Annotated in this window: 19 protein-coding genes; 17 read left to right on the top strand and 2 right to left on the bottom strand. The window is 74.0% G+C overall.

The window, feature by feature from the left end:
* Position 1: 1 nt before the first annotated feature.
* From CLV37_RS00505 to ruvC, 10 genes are read left to right on the top strand one after another with little or no spacing between them, the layout of a single operon-like run.
* On the top strand, positions 2–565 hold the full coding sequence (locus CLV37_RS00505) for an HIT family protein (RefSeq protein ID WP_106205943.1): 564 nt from the start codon (positions 2–4) through the stop codon (positions 563–565).
* Positions 566–585: 20 nt separating this feature from the next.
* A complete protein-coding gene (gene pgsA / locus CLV37_RS00510) occupies positions 586–1,209 on the top strand; it encodes a phosphatidylinositol phosphate synthase (RefSeq protein WP_106205945.1) in 624 nt (207 codons plus the stop codon).
* The gene (locus tag CLV37_RS00515; RefSeq protein ID WP_211298274.1) at positions 1,206–2,138 is read left to right on the top strand and encodes a phosphatidylinositol mannoside acyltransferase; all 933 of its coding nucleotides are present in this window, start codon (positions 1,206–1,208) and stop codon (positions 2,136–2,138) included. Before pgsA ends, CLV37_RS00515 begins: the two co-directional genes overlap by 4 nt.
* Before the next feature lies 1 nt (position 2,139).
* Positions 2,140–3,255: a glycosyltransferase family 4 protein gene (locus tag CLV37_RS00520; RefSeq protein WP_106205949.1), complete on the top strand. Its 1,116-nt coding sequence runs from the start codon at positions 2,140–2,142 to the stop codon at positions 3,253–3,255.
* A complete protein-coding gene (locus CLV37_RS00525; RefSeq protein ID WP_106205951.1) occupies positions 3,252–3,797 on the top strand; it encodes a hypothetical protein in 546 nt (181 codons plus the stop codon). Before CLV37_RS00520 ends, CLV37_RS00525 begins: the two co-directional genes overlap by 4 nt.
* A 59-nt stretch (positions 3,798–3,856) precedes the next feature.
* Positions 3,857–4,786 carry a pyridoxal 5'-phosphate synthase lyase subunit PdxS gene (pdxS, locus tag CLV37_RS00530; RefSeq protein WP_342762207.1) on the top strand — a complete coding sequence of 310 codons (930 nt, stop codon included), beginning with the start codon at positions 3,857–3,859 and terminating at the stop codon, positions 4,784–4,786.
* Entirely contained in the window at positions 4,783–5,301 is a 519-nt protein-coding gene (locus CLV37_RS00535; RefSeq protein WP_106205953.1) for an NUDIX hydrolase, read from the top strand. The genes pdxS and CLV37_RS00535 overlap by 4 nt, the downstream gene beginning before the upstream one ends.
* A gap of 24 nt (positions 5,302–5,325) precedes the next feature.
* Positions 5,326–5,943 (top strand): pyridoxal 5'-phosphate synthase glutaminase subunit PdxT, encoded by a 618-nt coding sequence (pdxT, locus tag CLV37_RS00540; RefSeq protein WP_106205955.1) that lies wholly within the window; start codon positions 5,326–5,328, stop codon positions 5,941–5,943.
* Between the two features lie 55 nt (positions 5,944–5,998).
* Positions 5,999–6,760 (top strand): YebC/PmpR family DNA-binding transcriptional regulator, encoded by a 762-nt coding sequence (locus CLV37_RS00545; RefSeq protein ID WP_106205957.1) that lies wholly within the window; start codon positions 5,999–6,001, stop codon positions 6,758–6,760.
* A 58-nt stretch (positions 6,761–6,818) separates the two neighbouring features.
* The gene (gene ruvC, locus CLV37_RS00550) at positions 6,819–7,454 is read left to right on the top strand and encodes a crossover junction endodeoxyribonuclease RuvC (protein WP_106205959.1); all 636 of its coding nucleotides are present in this window, start codon (positions 6,819–6,821) and stop codon (positions 7,452–7,454) included.
* Here ruvC and CLV37_RS00555 read toward each other — a convergent pair.
* On the bottom strand, positions 7,370–8,089 hold the full coding sequence (locus CLV37_RS00555) for a dienelactone hydrolase family protein (protein ID WP_170126981.1): 720 nt from the start codon (positions 8,087–8,089) through the stop codon (positions 7,370–7,372). The genes ruvC and CLV37_RS00555 overlap by 85 nt on opposite strands.
* 105 nt (positions 8,090–8,194) lie before the next feature.
* On the opposite strand from CLV37_RS00555, the gene ruvA reads away from it, so the two are divergent.
* The 7 genes from ruvA (at position 8,195) to CLV37_RS00590 (ending at position 16,527) form a co-directional block, all read left to right on the top strand.
* Complete coding sequence (gene ruvA / locus CLV37_RS00560) at positions 8,195–8,797, top strand: Holliday junction branch migration protein RuvA (RefSeq protein ID WP_106205961.1); 603 nt, start codon at positions 8,195–8,197, stop codon at positions 8,795–8,797.
* Positions 8,794–9,861: a Holliday junction branch migration DNA helicase RuvB gene (ruvB, locus tag CLV37_RS00565; RefSeq protein ID WP_106205963.1), complete on the top strand. Its 1,068-nt coding sequence runs from the start codon at positions 8,794–8,796 to the stop codon at positions 9,859–9,861. The genes ruvA and ruvB overlap by 4 nt, the downstream gene beginning before the upstream one ends.
* Before the next feature lie 146 nt (positions 9,862–10,007).
* Positions 10,008–10,370 (top strand): preprotein translocase subunit YajC, encoded by a 363-nt coding sequence (gene yajC, locus CLV37_RS00570; RefSeq protein WP_211298275.1) that lies wholly within the window; start codon positions 10,008–10,010, stop codon positions 10,368–10,370.
* Between the two features lie 99 nt (positions 10,371–10,469).
* Complete coding sequence (gene secD, locus CLV37_RS00575) at positions 10,470–12,482, top strand: protein translocase subunit SecD (protein WP_211298276.1); 2,013 nt, start codon at positions 10,470–10,472, stop codon at positions 12,480–12,482.
* Complete coding sequence (gene secF / locus CLV37_RS00580; RefSeq protein ID WP_106205965.1) at positions 12,482–13,465, top strand: protein translocase subunit SecF; 984 nt, start codon at positions 12,482–12,484, stop codon at positions 13,463–13,465. Before secD ends, secF begins: the two co-directional genes overlap by 1 nt.
* Positions 13,462–14,007 carry an adenine phosphoribosyltransferase gene (locus CLV37_RS00585; protein WP_106205967.1) on the top strand — a complete coding sequence of 182 codons (546 nt, stop codon included), beginning with the start codon at positions 13,462–13,464 and terminating at the stop codon, positions 14,005–14,007. Before secF ends, CLV37_RS00585 begins: the two co-directional genes overlap by 4 nt.
* 93 nt (positions 14,008–14,100) lie before the next feature.
* The gene (locus CLV37_RS00590) at positions 14,101–16,527 is read left to right on the top strand and encodes a RelA/SpoT family protein (protein WP_106205969.1); all 2,427 of its coding nucleotides are present in this window, start codon (positions 14,101–14,103) and stop codon (positions 16,525–16,527) included.
* Here the strand turns inward: CLV37_RS00590 and CLV37_RS00595 are convergent.
* A complete protein-coding gene (locus CLV37_RS00595; RefSeq protein WP_106205971.1) occupies positions 16,499–17,116 on the bottom strand; it encodes a hypothetical protein in 618 nt (205 codons plus the stop codon). The two genes, CLV37_RS00590 and CLV37_RS00595, sit on opposite strands and share 29 nt — an antisense overlap.
* Between the last annotated feature and the right edge of the window lie 26 nt (positions 17,117–17,142).

A 17,142-nucleotide genomic window follows, 5' to 3' on the forward strand; every position in this document is an offset into this window, starting at 1 on the left:
CGTGGACCCCTCGCCCGGGCTGGAGGACGCCGCCGGTTTCGCCGGTGACCCCGACGGGTTCGGCAGGCTGTGGACCCCGCACCGGATGGCCTACATCACCGGCGAGCACAAACCGGCCGACCCCGAACCCGGCAGCTGCCCGTTCTGCCGGGCCCCGGGGCGCTCGGACGCCGACGGGCTCGTCGTGCACCGCGGCGAGCACGTCTACGCCGTCCTGAACCTGTTCCCGTACAACCCCGGGCACCTCATGGTCTGCCCGTACCGGCACGTCTCGGCCTACGTCGACCTCGACGCCGCCGAGCTGGCCGAGTTCACGGCCTTCACCCGGTCCGCGGTGCTGACCCTGAAGGCCGTCTCGGACCCGGCCGGGTTCAACCTGGGCATCAACCAGGGTGACGTCGCGGGGGCCGGCATCGCCGCGCACCTGCACCAGCACGTCGTCCCCCGCTGGCAGGGGGACGCGAACTTCCTGCCCGTGGTCGGGCGCACCAAGGCCATGCCCGAACTGCTCGAGGACACCCGCGCGCGACTCGCCGACGGCTGGGTCAGCGACCCGGTCGCCTGACGCCCCTACCCTTCGAGACGATGCTCAACAAGTACGCACGTGCGTTCGTCACGAAGGTCTTCACCCCTTTCGCCCGGTTCCTGCTGCGGTTGGGGATCACCCCCGACATGGTCACGATCACCGGGACCCTCGGGGTGCTCGTCTGCGCCCTGGTGCTCTACCCCCTCGGGGAGCTCTTCTGGGGTTCGCTCGGTGTGACGATCTTCGTGCTGTCGGACACCGTCGACGGGACCATGGCCCGCATCCGCGGCCGCGCGGGCACGTGGGGCGCCTACCTCGACTCCAGCCTCGACCGGTTCGCCGACAGCGCGATCTTCGGCGGGCTCGTCGTCTGGTTCGCCCGCGGCGGCCAGTCCGACCTCACCGCCGGGCTGGCCCTGGCCTGCCTCGTCCTCGGCAGCATCGTCTCCTACGTCAAGGCCCGGGCCGAAGGGCTGGGCTACACCGCCAACGTCGGCATCGCCGAACGCGGGGAACGCATCGTCGCCGTCCTCGTCGGCGCCGGGTTCGTCGGTCTCGGCGTGCCGCTGGTCTTCCTGCAGGTCGTGCTGGCCCTGCTCGCCGTCGCCAGCCTCGTCACCGTCGTCCAGCGCATGGCCACGGTCCGTCGGCAGGCGCTGGCCACCCCCGCCCCCGACGCGTGAGCGTGCGCGACACCCTCGTCGCCGGCGGGTTCCGGCTCGGCTGGCGGCTGGCCCGGACCCTGCCGGAGGACCTCGCCGTCGCCGCCACCGTCCGCGTCGCCGACCGGCTCGCCGCCCGCGGCGGGCCGCGAGTGGAGCAGTTGCGCCGCAACCTGTCCCGGGCCCGTCCCGACGCCGGACCCGGCGAGCTGGACGCGCTCGTGCGCGACGGGCTGCGCAGCTACGCGCGGTACTGGCTCGACGCCTTCCGGCTGCCGGCGTGGTCGCGCGAGCGCATCCTGGGCCCGGTCGCCTTCGAGGGCGGTGACGCGCTGCGCGCCGTCCTGGCCTCCGGCCGCGGCGCGGTCGCCTTCCTCGGCCACCTCGGCAACTGGGACCACGCCGGGGCCTGGTCCGCGCTCGACCTCGCCCCCGTCGTCACCGTCGCCGAACGGCTGCGGCCCGAGGAGGTCTACGAGGAGTTCCTGGCCTTCCGGCGTTCCCTGGGCATGGAGGTCCTGCCCCTGGGCGATCCCGCCACCTTCGCCACCCTGGTGCGCCGCGCCCGCGGCGGCGCCTTCGTCCCCCTGCTCGCCGACCGGGACCTGTCCGCCACCGGCGTCGAGGTCGGCTTCCTCGGCGAGCGCGTGCGGATGGCCCCCGGCCCGGCGGCGCTCGCCGTCGCCACGGGAGCCGCGCTCGTCCCGATCGGGGTGTTCCACGAGGTCCGCGCCGGGCGGCGCGTGCTCGTCCTCGACGTCCGTCCCGAGGTGCCGGTCCCCGCCCGGCGCGCGGGGGAGACGGCCCGCGAGCACCGGCAGCGGGCCATCGCCGCGATGACCCAGGCCTGCGCCGACGAGATCGGTGCGGTCGTGCGCGCCCACCCCGACGAGTGGCACGTCCTGCAACCGCTGTTCCCCGACGACCTGCGCCCGGCCCGGGGGGGCTGACGTGCGCATCGGGATCGTCTGCCCCTACTCCTTCGACGTGCCCGGCGGCGTGCAGTTCCACGTCCGCGACCTGGCCGAGCACCTCCTCGGCCTCGGCCACCACGTCCGGGTCCTGGCCCCGGCCGACGACGAGACGAGCCTGCCGCCCTTCGCCGACCCCGGTGGGAACGTCGTCGCCGTCCCCTACAACGGATCGGTCGCGCGGCTGTCCTTCGGGCCGGTGACCGCGGCCAGGGTCCGCCGCTGGCTCGCCGACGGCGCCTTCGACGTCCTGCACGTCCACGAACCCCTCTCGCCCAGCACGTCGCTGCTCGCGCTCTGGGCGGCCGACCCCGGCCTGTGCGGGCCCCTCGTGGCGACCTTCCACAGCGCCAACCTCCGCTCGCGCGCCATGCAGGCCGCCTTCCCGCTGCTGCGGCCGAGCCTGGAGAAGATCTCCGCCCGGATCGCGGTCAGCGAGGACGCCCGGCGCACCGTCGTCGAGCACGTCGGCGGCGACGCCGTCGTCATCCCCAACGGGGTGTTCACCCGCGCCTTCGCCGACGCACCGGTGCGGCCGGAGTGGACGGGGACCGCGCAGGCCCCCGTCGTCGCCTTCGTCGGCCGCCTCGACGAACCCCGCAAGGGACTGCCCCTGCTGTGCGAGGTGGTGCCCCTCGTGCGCGCCGTCGTCCCGGGCGCCCGTTTCCTTGTCGCCGGCCGGGGTGACGTCGACGCGGCGCGCCGGCTGCTGCCCGACCCCGGCGCCGTGGAGTTCCTCGGACCGGTCGACGACCGCGCCAAGGAGTCCCTGCTGGCCAGCGCCGACGTCTACCTCGCCCCCCACACCGGCGGGGAGAGCTTCGGCATCGTCCTGGTCGAGGCCATGGCCGCCGGTGCCGCGGTGGTGGCTGCCGACCTCGGCGCCTTCCGGCGCGTGCTGGGCGACGGCGCCTTCGGCGCGCTCTTCGGTGTCGGCGACGCCCGCGCCGCTGCCGAGGCGGTCCTGGGGCTGCTCGCCGACCCCGCCCGGCGGCGTGCGCTGGCCGCCGCGGGGCAGGTGGCCGCCGGTCGCTACGACTGGTCCGTCGTGGCCGCCGAGGTCCTCACCGTCTACGAGACGGTCGTCGCGCGGTGACCGCGCTCGTGCAGGGGCTCGTCGCCCTCCTCGTCCTGGCCGCCGTCGCCTGGTACCTGTCCGCGACGGCCCAGCGCGTCGACCGGCTGCACCGGCGCGTCGAGACCAGCCGCGCCGCGCTCGACGCCGAGCTGACCCGGCGCGCCTCGGCCGCCCTGGAGTACGCCACCTCCGGTGAGCTCGACCCCGCCTCGTCCCTGCTGCTCGCCGACGCGGCGACGACCTCCCTGGACGCCCCCCGCACCCCGGCCGCCCTGCGCGAGGCCAACGACGCCGACGACGCCCACCGCTGGCGCGTCGAGAGCGACCTGACCCGGGCCCTGGCCGCCGCGCTGCCGGCCTCCGACGGTCCCGGGCTGGCGCGCGTGCAGGACGCGGGGCACCGCGTGGAGCTGGCCCGTCGCTTCCACAACGACGCGGTGGTCCAGACACGGCGCCTGCGGGGCAAGCGGATCGTGCGCTGGGCGCACCTGGCCGGACGGGCCCGGGTGCCGGAGACCGCCGACTTCCTCGACGACCTGCGCCCGGGCGGGCCGACGTAGGATGACGCCCGCCTGATTCCCCGTCGCAACCCCGTCGAACGATCGTGAGGCACGTGTCCGTGGGCACCGAAGTGAACACCGAGCAGCAGACCGGATCCAGCGCCGGACCCAGCGTCGGGACCAGCCGCGTCAAGCGCGGGATGGCCGAGATGCTCAAGGGCGGCGTCATCATGGACGTCGTCACCGCCGAGCAGGCCAAGATCGCCGCCGACGCCGGTGCCGTCGCCGTCATGGCGCTCGAGCGCGTCCCGGCCGACATCCGCGCCGAGGGCGGGGTGTCGCGGATGTCCGACCCCGACATGATCGAGCAGATCATCGACGCCGTCTCCATCCCCGTCATGGCCAAGGCCCGCATCGGCCACTTCGTCGAGGCGCAGGTCCTGCAGTCCCTGGGCGTGGACTACATCGACGAGTCCGAGGTCCTGACCCCGGCCGACTACACCCACCACATCGACAAGCACGCCTTCACCGTCCCCTTCGTCTGCGGGGCCACCAACCTCGGCGAGGCCCTGCGCCGCATCACCGAGGGCGCGGCGATGATCCGCTCCAAGGGCGAGGCCGGCACCGGCGACGTGTCGAACGCCGTGACCCACATGCGGACCCTGCGCGCCGAGATCAACCGGCTGCGCTCGATGCACCCCGACGAGGTGTACGTGGCGGCCAAGGAGATGGGCGCCCCCTACGACCTCGTCAAGGAGGTCGCCGAGACCGGGAAGCTGCCCGTCGTGCTGTTCACCGCCGGCGGCATCGCGACCCCGGCGGACGCGGCGATGATGATGCAGATGGGCGCCGAGGGCGTGTTCGTGGGCTCGGGGATCTTCAAGTCCGGCAACCCCGTCCAGCGCGCCGAGGCCATCGTGAAGGCCACCACGTTCTTCGACGACCCCGACACCGTCGCGAAGGTCTCGCGCGGTCTGGGCGAGGCGATGGTCGGGCTGAACGTGGAGGCGATCCCCGAACCGCACCGGCTGGCCACCCGCGGCTGGTGAGCACCGACCCGCTCGGCCCGGAGTGGGGCCACGCCCCCGACGGCACCCGCACCCGCAGCGCGTCCCGCGTCGTCGTCCTCGACGGCGCGGGCCGTGTCCTGCTGCTGCGCGGGTCCGACCCCGCCCGGCCCGGGACCGACTGGTGGTTCACCGTCGGCGGGGGCCGCGGACCGGGGGAGTCCGCACGCGCCGCGGCGGCCCGGGAGCTGCTGGAGGAGACGGGGCTCGCCGTCGAGGCGGCCGCGCTCGACGGGCCCGTGTGGGCCCGGACCGCGGAGTTCGAGTTCCTCGGCGCAGCCTGCCGGCAGACGGAGGAGTTCTTCGTGCTGCGCGTCGCTCAGGGGTTCGAGGTCTCCCGCGACGGGTGGACGGACCTGGAACGGGACTCGGTGACGGAGTGCCGCTGGTGGGCTCCGGACGACCTCGCGGGCGAGACGTTCTACCCGCCGGACCTGCCGAGCCTGCTGGCCGGACTGCCGCCCGCGTGGGTCGGGGAGCCGCTCGTCATCGCCTGAGCGGAGACCCTCTACGCTGCCGCGGTGACCAGCACCACCCCCCTCGTCGGTGTCCTCGCCCTGCAGGGCGACGTGCGCGAGCACGTCGCCGCCCTCGAGGCCGGGGGGGCTCGGACCACCACCGTCCGGCGCGCCTCGGAGCTGGCGGAGGTCGACGGTCTGGTGCTGCCCGGCGGGGAGTCGACCACCATCGACCGGCTGCTGCGGGTCTTCGACCTGCGGGACCCGCTGCGCGCCCGCATCGCCGAGGGGCTGCCGGTCTACGGCTCCTGCGCCGGGATGATCCTGCTCGCCGACCGCCTGCTGGACGGCGGGAAGGACCAGCAGACCCTGGGCGGCCTGGACGTCACGGTGCGGCGCAACGCCTTCGGCCGGCAGGTCGACTCCTGGGAGGAGGACCTGCCGCTGGCCGGCATCACCGACGACGGCCCGCCCGTGGACGCCGTGTTCATCCGCGCGCCCTGGGTGGAGGACGCCGGCGAGGACGTCGAGGTGGTCGGCCGACTGGGCGCCGGGCCCGCCGCGGGTAGGATCGTGGCGGTGCGGCAGGGCGCGCTGCTGGCCACGTCGTTCCACCCGGAGATCACCGGGGACGACCGGGTGCACCGCCACTTCGTGGCGATGGTGCGGCAGCGCCTCTGAGGCGCGCACGGGTTTTCGGTAGGCGAAGCAGTTTCAGCGAGGCGGAGGGAAGCACATGTCCGGCCACTCCAAGTGGGCGACGACCAAGCACAAGAAGGCCGTCGTCGACGCCAAGCGTGCGAAGAGCTTCGCTCGGCTCATCAAGAACATCGAGGTCGCGGCGCGCACGGGCGGCGGTGACCCCGCCGGCAACCCGACGCTCTACGACGCCATCCAGAAGGCGAAGAAGACCTCGGTCCCGGCCGACAACATCGACCGCGCCGTCAAGCGCGGCTCCGGCGCCGAGGCCGGCGGGGCCGACTGGCAGACCATCACGTACGAGGGCTACGGCCCCAACGGCGTCGCGCTGCTCGTGGAGTGCCTGACGGACAACAAGAACCGCGCCGCCATGGAGGTCCGCACCGCCATGACCCGCAACGGCGGTTCGCTGGCCGACCCGGGTTCGGTCGCGTACATGTTCTCCCGCAAGGGGGTCGTCGTCGTCGGCAAGGAGGGCACCACCCTCACCGAGGACGACGTCCTCGCCGCCGTCCTCGAGGCCGGCGCCGAGGAGGTCACCGACCAGGGCGACACCTTCGAGGTCGTCAGCGAGGCCACCGACCTCGGCGCGGTGCGCGACGCGCTGAAGGAGGCCGGCATCGAGTACGACTCGGCCGACAACAGCTTCCTGCCCAGCGTCGAGGTCCCCCTCGACGCCGAGGGCGCGGCCAAGGTGTTCCGGCTCATCGACGCGCTCGACGACTGCGACGACGTCCAGAACGTCTACGCCAACTACGACGTCTCCGACGACGTGATGGCGGCCCTCGAGGACGCCTGACACCCCGCCGGGCCACCCGTCACAGCCCCCGCGACCGCCGCGTGCGATCGTGGGGGCTGTGCGCGTGCTGGCGGTCGACCCCGGGCTGACCCGGTGCGGGATCGGGGTGGTCGACGCCGTCCGGACCGGGCGCCGGGCGCAGATGGTCGCGGTCGGGGTGGTCCGCACGCCCGCCGACGACCCCGTCGAGGCCCGCCTGCTGGCGATCAGCGAAGGCCTGGAGACCTGGCTGGACACCCACGAGCCGGACGTCGTCGCCGTGGAGCGCGTCTTCGCCCAGGCCAACGTCCGCTCCGTCATGGGCACGGCGCAGGCCGCCGGGCTCGTGCTCGTGGCCGCGGCCCGGCGGGGCCTGCCGGTCGCCATGCACACCCCCAGCGAGGTGAAGGCCGCCGTGACCGGCAACGGCCGGGCCGAGAAGGAGCAGGTGACCGTCATGGTCACCCGCGTCCTCGGGCTGGACACCCCGCCGCGACCGGCCGACGCCGCCGACGCCCTCGCGCTGGCCCTGTGCCACCTGTGGCGGGGCGGGGCGACCTCCCGGCTGGAGGCCGCCACGCACTCGGCGCTGGTGACGGGCCGGCGCAACGCGTACGCCGAGGCGGAGGCTCAGGCCCGGGCGGCAGGGGCCAGCCGCTCGCGCAGGAACGTCGTCGTGCGCTCCCAGGCCAGCTCGGCCGACTCGCGCCGGTAGTTCGGCCGCTCGTCGTTGTAGAAGGCGTGCGGGGCGGGGTACTCGTGCAGCGTCACGTCCACGCCCGCCTGCTCCCGGATCCGCTCGGCCGTGGCGCGCACGTCGGCGAGGGGGACGGACTCGTCCTGCTCGCCGTAGTGGCCCAGCACGGCCGCCCGCACCCCGGAGTAGTCGGTGTCCGTCCCCGGCAGGCCGTACCAGGGCACCGCCGCCCCGATCCGGTCCCCCTGCTGCGCGGCCAGCCGCAGCACGAACGCACCGCCCATGCAGAAGCCGACGGCGCCCACGGTGGCCGACGTGACCTCGGGCCGGTCGAGCAGGTAGGTCACGGCACCGGCCAGGTCGCGGGCCGCGCGGTCGACGGGCAGGCTCACCAGGAGCTCCTGCGCCTCGGCCGAGTCGTGGGTCGTGCGGCCGCCGTACAGGTCCGGGGCCAGGGCCACGAAGCCCTCGGCGGCGAACCGGTCGACGATCGCGACGACGTGGTCGGTCAGCCCCCACCACTCCTGGATGACGATGACGCCCGGACCGCTGCCGGACTCCGGCACGCGCAGGTAACCGTGGGCGTGCCCGGACTCGGTCGCGCTGTCGAAGGTGACGTTCTGGCGGGGGTTCTCGGTGTCTGCGTGGCTCACGGCGACACTCTGCCCCCGACCTCGCGGCGGCGCGCCTGAGGGGCCGTGTCGCAGGGGCCGTCTAGCCTCGGCTCGTACAAGCGTTCGTCTCGTCCTGGAGGTTCGGTGATCGCGTCGGTGCGCGGGCAGGTGCTCGCGGTTCGGCTGGACTCGGCCGTCGTCGAGGTGGGCGGGGTCGGCATGTTCGTCCTGGCCGCCCCGGCGACCCTGGCCGGGCTGCGCGTGGGGGAGGAGGCGCTGCTGCACACCACGCTCGTGGTGCGCGAGGACTCCCTGACGCTGTTCGGCTTCGCCGACGCCGACGAGAAGGAGGTCTTCGAGATCGTCCAGACGGCCTCGGGCGTCGGGCCCAAGATGGCGCTCGCGATGCTCGCCGTGCACCGCCCCGACGGCATCCGCGCGGCCGTGGCCGCCGAGGACCACGCCGCGCTCGTGCGGGTCCCGGGCATCGGCAAGAAGACGGCCCAGCGCATCTGCCTGGAGCTCGGTGACCGGCTCGGGCCTCCGTCGGGTGCGGTGCCCGCGCCCGTGGCGACGGGGTCGGACAGCCGCAAGGACCAGGTCGTCGAGGCCCTGGTCGGGCTCGGGTACCCGCTCAAGCACGCCGGGGACGTCGTCGACGTCGTGCTGGCCGACGAGACCTCCGACGTCGCCGACGTCGCCGGGACCCTGCGCGCGGCCCTGCGCCACCTGTCGGGTCGCGGATGAGCGAGCGGCTGGTGACCACCGGGGCCGACGACCGCGAGCGCGCGGCCGAGTCGGCGCTGCGCCCGCACGGCCTGGACGAGTTCGTCGGCCAGCAGGTCGTGCGCGAGCAGCTCTCCCTCGTCCTGGACGCCGCCAAGGCCCGGGGGATGCCCAGCGACCACGTCCTGTTCTCCGGTCCGCCCGGGCTCGGCAAGACGACGCTGGCGATGATCGTGGCCTCGGAGATGGGTGCCCCGCTGCGGCAGTCCAGCGGCCCGGCGATCCAGCACGCCGGGGACCTGGCCGCCGTGCTGAGCTCGCTGGACGAGGGGGAGGTGCTCTTCCTCGACGAGATCCACCGGATGGCCCGGCCCGCCGAGGAGATGCTCTACATCGCGATGGAGGACTTCCGGGTCGACGTCGTCGTGGGCAAGGGGCCGGGGGCCACGGCGATCCCGCTGGAGCTGCCCAAGTTCACCCTCGTCGGGGCCACGACCCGCGCGGGCCTGCTGCCCGCGCCGCTGCGCGACCGCTTCGGGTTCACCGGCTACCTCGACTTCTACACGACCGAGGAACTGGTGAAGGTGCTGCGGCGCAGCGCCGCCCTGCTCGGGGTGCAGCTGACGGCCGAAGGTGCCACGGAGATCGGCAGCCGCTCGCGCGGGACGCCGCGCATCGCCAACCGGCTCCTGCGCCGGGTGCGCGACTGGGCCCAGGTGCGCGGTTCGGGGATCGTCGACCGCGCCGCCGCCCGTGCCGCGCTGGAGGTCTACGAGGTCGACGAGCGGGGGCTGGACCGCCTCGACCGGGCCGTCCTGGACGCGCTGTGCCGCCGCTTCGGCGGGGGGCCGGTCGGCCTGTCGACGCTGGCCGTCGTCGTGGGGGAGGAGGCCGAGACCGTCGAGACCGTGGCCGAGCCGTTCCTCGTGCGCGAGGGGCTGCTCGGGCGGACCCCGCGCGGGCGGATCGCGCTGCCGGACACGTGGGCGCACCTGGGGCTGACGCCGCCGCGGGACGCGCCCGCGGGCGCGGCGTGGCAGCTCGCGCTGGACGAGGAGCCCGCGGGGGAGCGGCCGGAGGACTGAGCCCGCCTAGACTGCCCGCTTCGAGCCGGTCCGCGCAGGCCCCTGGAACCCGCCGGGGTGCCCCCGCGTTGGTCGGCCGAGCCGGCACAGGGCCGGCACAGGCACCGGCGAGCCGTCGATCCCCGCCGGTGCGGAGAGGGAATCCCGTGTTTGGTGGTTCGAACGTCATCCTGCTGGTCGCCATGGCGGCCCTGCTGGTCTTCATGTTCTCGAGGACGCGCAAGCAGCAGCGGGCCCAGCAGGAGATGCGCAACGGCATCGCGCCCGGCGCCCGGGTCATGACGACGTCCGGGCTGTTCGGCACGGTGGTCGAGACCTCGCCGGAGGAGATCGTCCTGGAGATCGCCCCCGGTCTGCAGACCCGCTGGACCCCGCGCGCCGTCGCGCGCGTGGTCACCCCCGTCACCGCGGCGGACGCGGTCCCGGACTCCCCCGAGGGCCTCGACCTGACCAAGCGCGACCAGGACACGCCGGGGGACGACGCCGCGGGCGGTGCAGCGCGTTCATAGCGACTGCTGGTAAGACAGCACTCGTCCACGTGCAGTGACTAGATTGTGCTGACCGGGTGACGTTCCGTCACCCGGTCGGCCCCCGTCCCGAGGTAGTGAGTGTCCAACGACCGGCCCACCGGGCCCCCACGAGTGCGCCGCGGCGCACCGATCCGCCGACCCCACCCCGGCCGCACCCTGGTGGCCCTGGTGCTCGTCGTCGTCGCCGTCTTCGCGGCGGTGGGGGCAGGAGCCGTCTGGAGCGACGCCAAGTGGTCGCCGGGTCTGGCGCTCGACCTGGAGGGCGGGACGCAGGTCGTCCTGACGCCGCGCTCGCTCACGGGCGGTTCTGTGCCGACCGAGCAGGTGCAGCGCGCCGCGGACATCATCCGCCAGCGCGTCGACGCGACCGGGCTGTCCGAGACCGAGGTGCAGGTCCAGGGCGGCCAGAACATCTCCGTCTCCATCCCGGGCCAGGCGACCCGGGAACAGCTGAACCTGATCTCCCAGTCCGCGCAACTGCGGATGCGCGTCGTGCTCTACGCCGAGCCCGTGCAGGCGGCGGCGCCGACGGACGGGTCGACGGCGGCACCGACCGACACGGCGACGCCGGGGGACACGGCCACGCCGGGCGACACCGCGACCCCGTCGGACACCGCGGCGCCCACGGGCACCGAGACGCCCAGCGGCGCGCCCACCGACACGCCCAGCCCCACGCAGAGCTCCGACGGGGCCGCCGCCCCCGCCGCGCTGCAGGCCGCGACGACCGCGCCCCCCGCCCCCGCCCCCGCGCCGGGCACCGCGACCACCACGGCGCCTTCGCTGGCCGACATCGCGACGCCGACGCCCACCGGCCCGGCCCAGCCGTCCACCACCCCCAGCCCCTCGCCCAGCGACGCCAGCGACCTCGCCTGGCGCGACATGCCCGAGGTGGCGCAGCTGTTCTACGGCCTCGACTGCGCCGACCCCGCCCAGCGCCAGGGCGGCATCGTCGACGACCCGACCAAGCCGCTGGTCACCTGCAGCCAGGACGGGACCGAGAAGTACGTCCTCGGCCCTGCCGAGCTCGAGGGCACCGACCTCGTCAGCGCCTCCTCGGCCCAGGCGACCAACAGCCAGGGCTTCACCACGGGCGGCTGGCTCGTCCGGCTGAAGTTCAACGCCGAGGGCGGCAAGGCCTTCTCGGCGCTGACGACGCGCATCTCCACGCTGGAGTCGCCGCGCAACCAGTTCGCCGCCGTCCTCGACGGGCTCGTCATCACCGCGCCCGTCGTGGACCAGCGCTACGGCGCCGACGTCGACATCACCGGCAACTTCACCCAGGCCTCCTCCGAGGCCCTGGCCCAGCAGCTGCAGTTCGGCGCGCTGCCGGTCTCCTTCGTCGTGCAGACCCAGGAGCAGGTCTCGGCCACCCTGGGGTCCGACCAGCTGCGCAACGGCCTCATCGCCGGCCTCGTGGGTCTCGTCCTCGTCGTGGCGTACTCCCTCGTGCAGTACCGCGCGCTGGGCCTGGTGACGATCGGCAGCCTCGTGCTGGCCGCCGCCTTGAACTACGGCGTCATCCTGCTGCTGAGCTGGCTGCAGGGCTTCCGCCTCAGCCTGGCCGGGGTCGCCGGCCTCATCGTCGCCATCGGCATCACCGCGGACTCGTTCATCCTGTTCTTCGAGCGCGTCCGCGACGAGATCCGCGACGGCAGGATCCTGTCCTCGGCCGTGGAGGCCGGCTGGCACCGCGCCCGGCGCACGATCCTCGTCTCCGACGCCGTCAGCCTGCTGTCGGCCGTGGTGCTGTACATCCTCGCGGTCGGCAACGTCCGCGGGTTCGCGTACACCCTGGGCATCACGACGATCATCGACGTCGTCATCGTCATGCTCTTCACCCACCCGGTCGTGGCCGTCCTCGCGAAGACGAAGTTCTTCGGGGGCGGGCACAAGCTGTCGGGCTTCGACCCCGAGCACCTCGGGTCCGTCGTGGCCCGGCACGCGCTGCACCGCGGTGAGCACCGGCCGACCGTCGCCGAGCGGCGCCGGGCCGAGCGCGAGGCGGAACGGGAGAAGGCCCGCAGCGGCGGCGGTCCCGGAGAGACGGCCGGCCGCAGCACCGGGAACGACGAGAACGAGGGCGACTCCTGATGGGCATGGCGCAACTGGGCAACCGGCTCTACACCGGTGAGTCCTCCTTCGACTTCGTCGGGCGCAGGAAGCTGTGGTTCCTCATCGCCGCCGCGCTCGTGCTGGTCTCGGCCGTCCTGCTCTGGAAGCCGGGCCTGACGTACGGCATCGAGTTCGAGGGCGGCGCGGAGTTCCGCGTCTCGGGGACGACGAACCAGGACGCGGCCCGCGAGGCCGTCGCGGCGGTCGTGCCCGACACCGTGCCCACCGTCACCACCGCCGGCGACGCCGTCCGGGTCCAGACGGAGACCCTGACGACGGCCCAGCTCGACGACCTCAAGGGCGAACTGGCGCAGAAGCTCGGCGTCGACCCCGCGAACGTCACGTCCTCGAGCATCGGCCCGAGCTGGGGGGCCGACGTCACGAACAAGGCCATCACCGGCCTCGTCGTCTTCCTCGTCATCGTCTCGATCGTCATGGCGGTCTACTTCCGGGCCTGGACGATGGCGGCCGCCTCGCTCGTCGCCCTGTTCCACGACCTGGTCATCACGGCCGGGGTCTACGCCCTCGTCGGGTTCGAGGTCACCCCGGCCTCGGTCATCGGGTTCCTCACCATCCTCGGGTACTCGCTCTACGACACCGTCGTCGTCTTCGACAAGGTGCGCGAGAACACCGAGGAGGCGTTCGTGCGCCGCGACCGCACGTTCGGCGCGGCCGCGAACCACGCCATCAACCAGACCGTCGTGCGCTCGGTGAACACCACCGTCGTCGCCCTGCTGCCCGTCGCGGCCATCCTGTTCATCGGCGACCTCCTGCTCGGGGCGGGGACGCTGCGCGACATCAGCCTCGCGCTGTTCGTCGGGATGCTCGTCGGCGCCTACTCCTCCATCTTCGTCGCCACGCCCCTGCTCGTCGTGCTGCGCGGCCGCGAGGCCAAGGTCAAGGAGCTGGACGCCGACGTGCGCGCCGGTGTGCGCCCCGACGAGCCGGTGGCGGCCGAGTGAGGGTGCCGGACGCCGAGGAGGTCGAGCGGACGGTCGTCGCCGGGTTCCGGGACGTCCCCGACTTCCCGCGGCCCGGGGTGGTCTTCAAGGACATCACCCCGCTGCTGGCCGACCCCGTCGCCTTCGGACGCGTGACCGGGGCCCTGGCCGCTGTCGCCCGCGAGGCCGGGGCCACCGCGGTCGCGGGCATCGAGGCGCGCGGGTTCGTGCTCGCCGCGCCCGCCGCCGAGCGCGCGGGGCTGGCGTTCTGGCCCGTGCGCAAGGCGGGCAAGCTCCCGCCGCCGGTGCTGCGCCGCGACTACGCCCTCGAGTACGGCACCGCCTCCCTGGAGCTGGCCGCCTCGGCGGTCCGCCCGGGTGAACGGGTCCTGCTCGTCGACGACGTGCTCGCCACCGGCGGCACCGCCCGGGCGGCCTGCGAGCTCCTCGAGGAGGCCGGCACGGAGGTCGTCGGTCTCGCGGTCCTGCTCGAACTCGCGTTCCTGCACGGCCGTCGCGCCCTCGGCGGGCGGGCCGTCGTCGCCCTGCACGCGCAGGACTGAGGGCACCGCCGCGAGGGTGCCGTGCGGCGGGGGTGCCACGCAGCGTCCGCGTTCAACTTAGACTGGGTGCCCGGACGACACGGAGGCAGCGCCATGGCAGACGGCACGGACACCCACGCCACGGACACGCCCGCGCCCGCAGAACCCCGGCCGGTCACCCCGGGCCCCGTCGTCCCGGTTCCCCAGCCCGGTCAGCGACCGGCCACCGCCGCGCGCCCCGGCCCGCGCCGCGGGCAGGACACCTACACCGGCCCCGTGACGGCCGGGCGCATGCTCTCGCGCCTGGCCCGCTTCGGCCAGCAGCGCCAGCAGAGCGTCTCCCCGGTCCTCGAACCGCTGCTGCGCACCGTCCGCACGACCCACCCGAAGGCCGACCTGTCGGTCGTGGAGAAGGCGTTCGAGCGGGCCGAGCGCGCGCACGACGGCCAGAAGCGCAAGAGCGGCGACCCGTACATCACCCACCCCGTCGCCGTCGCCACCATCCTCGCCGAGCTCGGCATGACGCCCTCGACGCTGGCGGCGGCGCTGCTGCACGACACCGTCGAGGACACCGACTACGAGCTGAAGACCCTGCGCTCGGAGTTCGGTGACGAGATCGCCCTGCTCGTCGACGGCGTCACCAAGCTCGACAAGGTCACCTACGGCGACGCGGCGCAGGCCGAGACGGTGCGCAAGATGATCGTCGCGATGGCCAAGGACATCCGCGTCCTGGTCATCAAGCTCGCCGACCGGCTGCACAACGCCCGCACCTGGCGGTACGTCTCGGCCAGCTCGGCGGAGAAGAAGGCCCGCGAGACCCTCGAGATCTACGCCCCGCTGGCCCACCGCCTGGGCATGAACACCATCAAGTGGGAGCTGGAGGACCTGTCGTTCGCGACGGTCTACCCGAAGGTGTTCGACGAGATCGTCCGGCTGGTGGCCGACCGCGCCCCGGCCCGCGAGGACTACCTGCAGGGCGTGCGCAACCAGATCGAGGACGACCTCAAGAGCGCGCGGGTCAAGGCGACCGTGACGGGCCGGCCCAAGCACTACTACTCGATCTACCAGAAGATGATCGTCCGCGGCCGCGACTTCGCCGAGATCTACGACCTCGTCGGGGTCCGCGTCCTGGTGGAGTCCGTGCGCGACTGCTACGCCGTCCTCGGTGCGCTGCACGCGCGCTGGAACCCGGTCCCGGGCCGGTTCAAGGACTACATCGCGATGCCCAAGTTCAACATGTACCAGTCGCTGCACACGACGGTCATCGGGCCCGAGGGCAAGCCCGTCGAGATCCAGATCCGCACGTACAACATGCACCAGCGCGCCGAGTACGGCGTGGCGGCGCACTGGAAGTACAAGGACGACCCGAACGCCGTCAGCGCCGGCGGGGCCCGGCCGCAGACCGAGATGGACTGGCTGAAGTCCGTCGTGGACTGGCAGCGCGAGTCGGCCACCGGGGACTTCCTGGACGACCTGCGCTGGGAGATCGGCGCGAACCAGGTCTTCGTGTTCACGCCCAAGGGCGACGTCCAGCAGCTGCCCGCCGGTTCCACCCCCGTCGACTTCGCCTACGCCGTCCACACCGAGGTCGGTCACCGGACGATGGGCGCGAGGGTCAACGGCCGCCTCGTCCCGCTGGACTCCACGCTCGACAACGGCGACCTCGTCGAGGTCTTCACGTCCAAGGCCGACGGCGCCGGCCCGAGCCGGGACTGGCTGAACTTCGTCAAGAGCCCCCGGGCCCGGAACAAGATCAAGCAGCACTTCTCCAAGGAGCGGCGCGAGGAGGCGATCGAGGCCGGCAAGGACGAGATCGCGCGCGCCATGCGCAAGCAGCACCTGCCGCTGCAGCGGTTGCTGTCGCACGACTCCCTGCAGGTCGTGGCCCGCGAGCTCAACCACCCCGACGTCTCGGCGCTGTACGCGGCGGTGGGGGAGCGGCACGTCTCGGCGCAGCACGTCGTCGACAAGCTCATCGCGGCCGTCGGCGGGGAGGCCGCCGTCGAGGAGGACCTCGCCGAGGCCACCACCCCCGGGCGCACCCGGCCCGGGCGCAGCAGCGGTGAGGCCGGGGTCGTCGTGGCCGGCGCCGACGACGTCTGGGTCAAGCTCGCGCGGTGCTGCACGCCCGTGCCGAACGACCCCATCGTCGGGTTCGTCACCCGCGGCGCCGGGGTCTCGGTGCACCGCGAGGACTGCGAGAACGTCGAGAAGCTGCGTGAGGAGCCCGAGCGCATCGTCGACGTGCAGTGGGCCTCGGCGATGCCGACGGGTCAGACCCGGCTGTTCCTGGTGCAGATCCAGGTGGAGGCCCTGGACCGCGCCCGGCTGCTCTCGGACGTCACGCGGGTCCTGTCGGACAACCACGTGAACATCCTGTCCGCCACGGTCAGCACGAGCCGTGACCGGGTGGCGCTGTCGAAGTTCTCCTTCGAGATGGCCGAGCCGAACCACCTCAACCAGGTGCTGGGGGCGGTCCGCCGGGTCGACGGGGTGTTCGACGCCTACCGGGTCATGGCGTCCCGTCCGCAGAAGACCTGAGCGTCCCGCCGCCGTTTCGCCGCAAGGACAGCGCGCGACGGGCGGTGCGCACGCCCGCCCGCCCGCGGGCCCGGTCGCTGGCCCCGGCGACCGCGGCGTCGTCCAGCAGTCCCGCGGCGGTCAGGGCGGCGCGCACCCGGCGCGCGCGGTGGGGGTGCTCGGTCGCGACCTCCAGCAGGCTGCGCGCGGGGGTGGTCAGGGTCAGCGGGCCGATGCGGGCGAGGTCGGCCGCCGGGGGCCGGACCCGGCTCACCGTCAGCGGCACCGCGCGGCAGGCGTCGGGGTCGGGCAGGCGGCGGATCACCACCCGGGTGCGGTCGGGGTCCGGCCACGGGCCGCCGAGGTGGACCCACAGCGCGGCCTCGCCCTGCACCACGACCCCGGCGGGCACGAGCAGAGCCAGGGCCCGGGCCCGCAGCACCGCGTCGACGTCGGCGTCGGCCGCGACGACGACGTCGGCGAGCACCCGCTGGACCGTCCCGGCCCGCAGTTCCCGCTCACGCTCGGCGGCGTCGGCGATCCGCCACGGCAGGCCCGGGTCGGGTTCCTGCCCGCGGGCCAGGACGGCGGTCAGCCACGGGGTGCGCACCCGCGCAGTCCAGCAGGCCGGCCCGG

The organism is Kineococcus rhizosphaerae (assembly GCF_003002055.1).
Taxonomy (GTDB): domain Bacteria; phylum Actinomycetota; class Actinomycetes; order Actinomycetales; family Kineococcaceae; genus Kineococcus; species Kineococcus rhizosphaerae.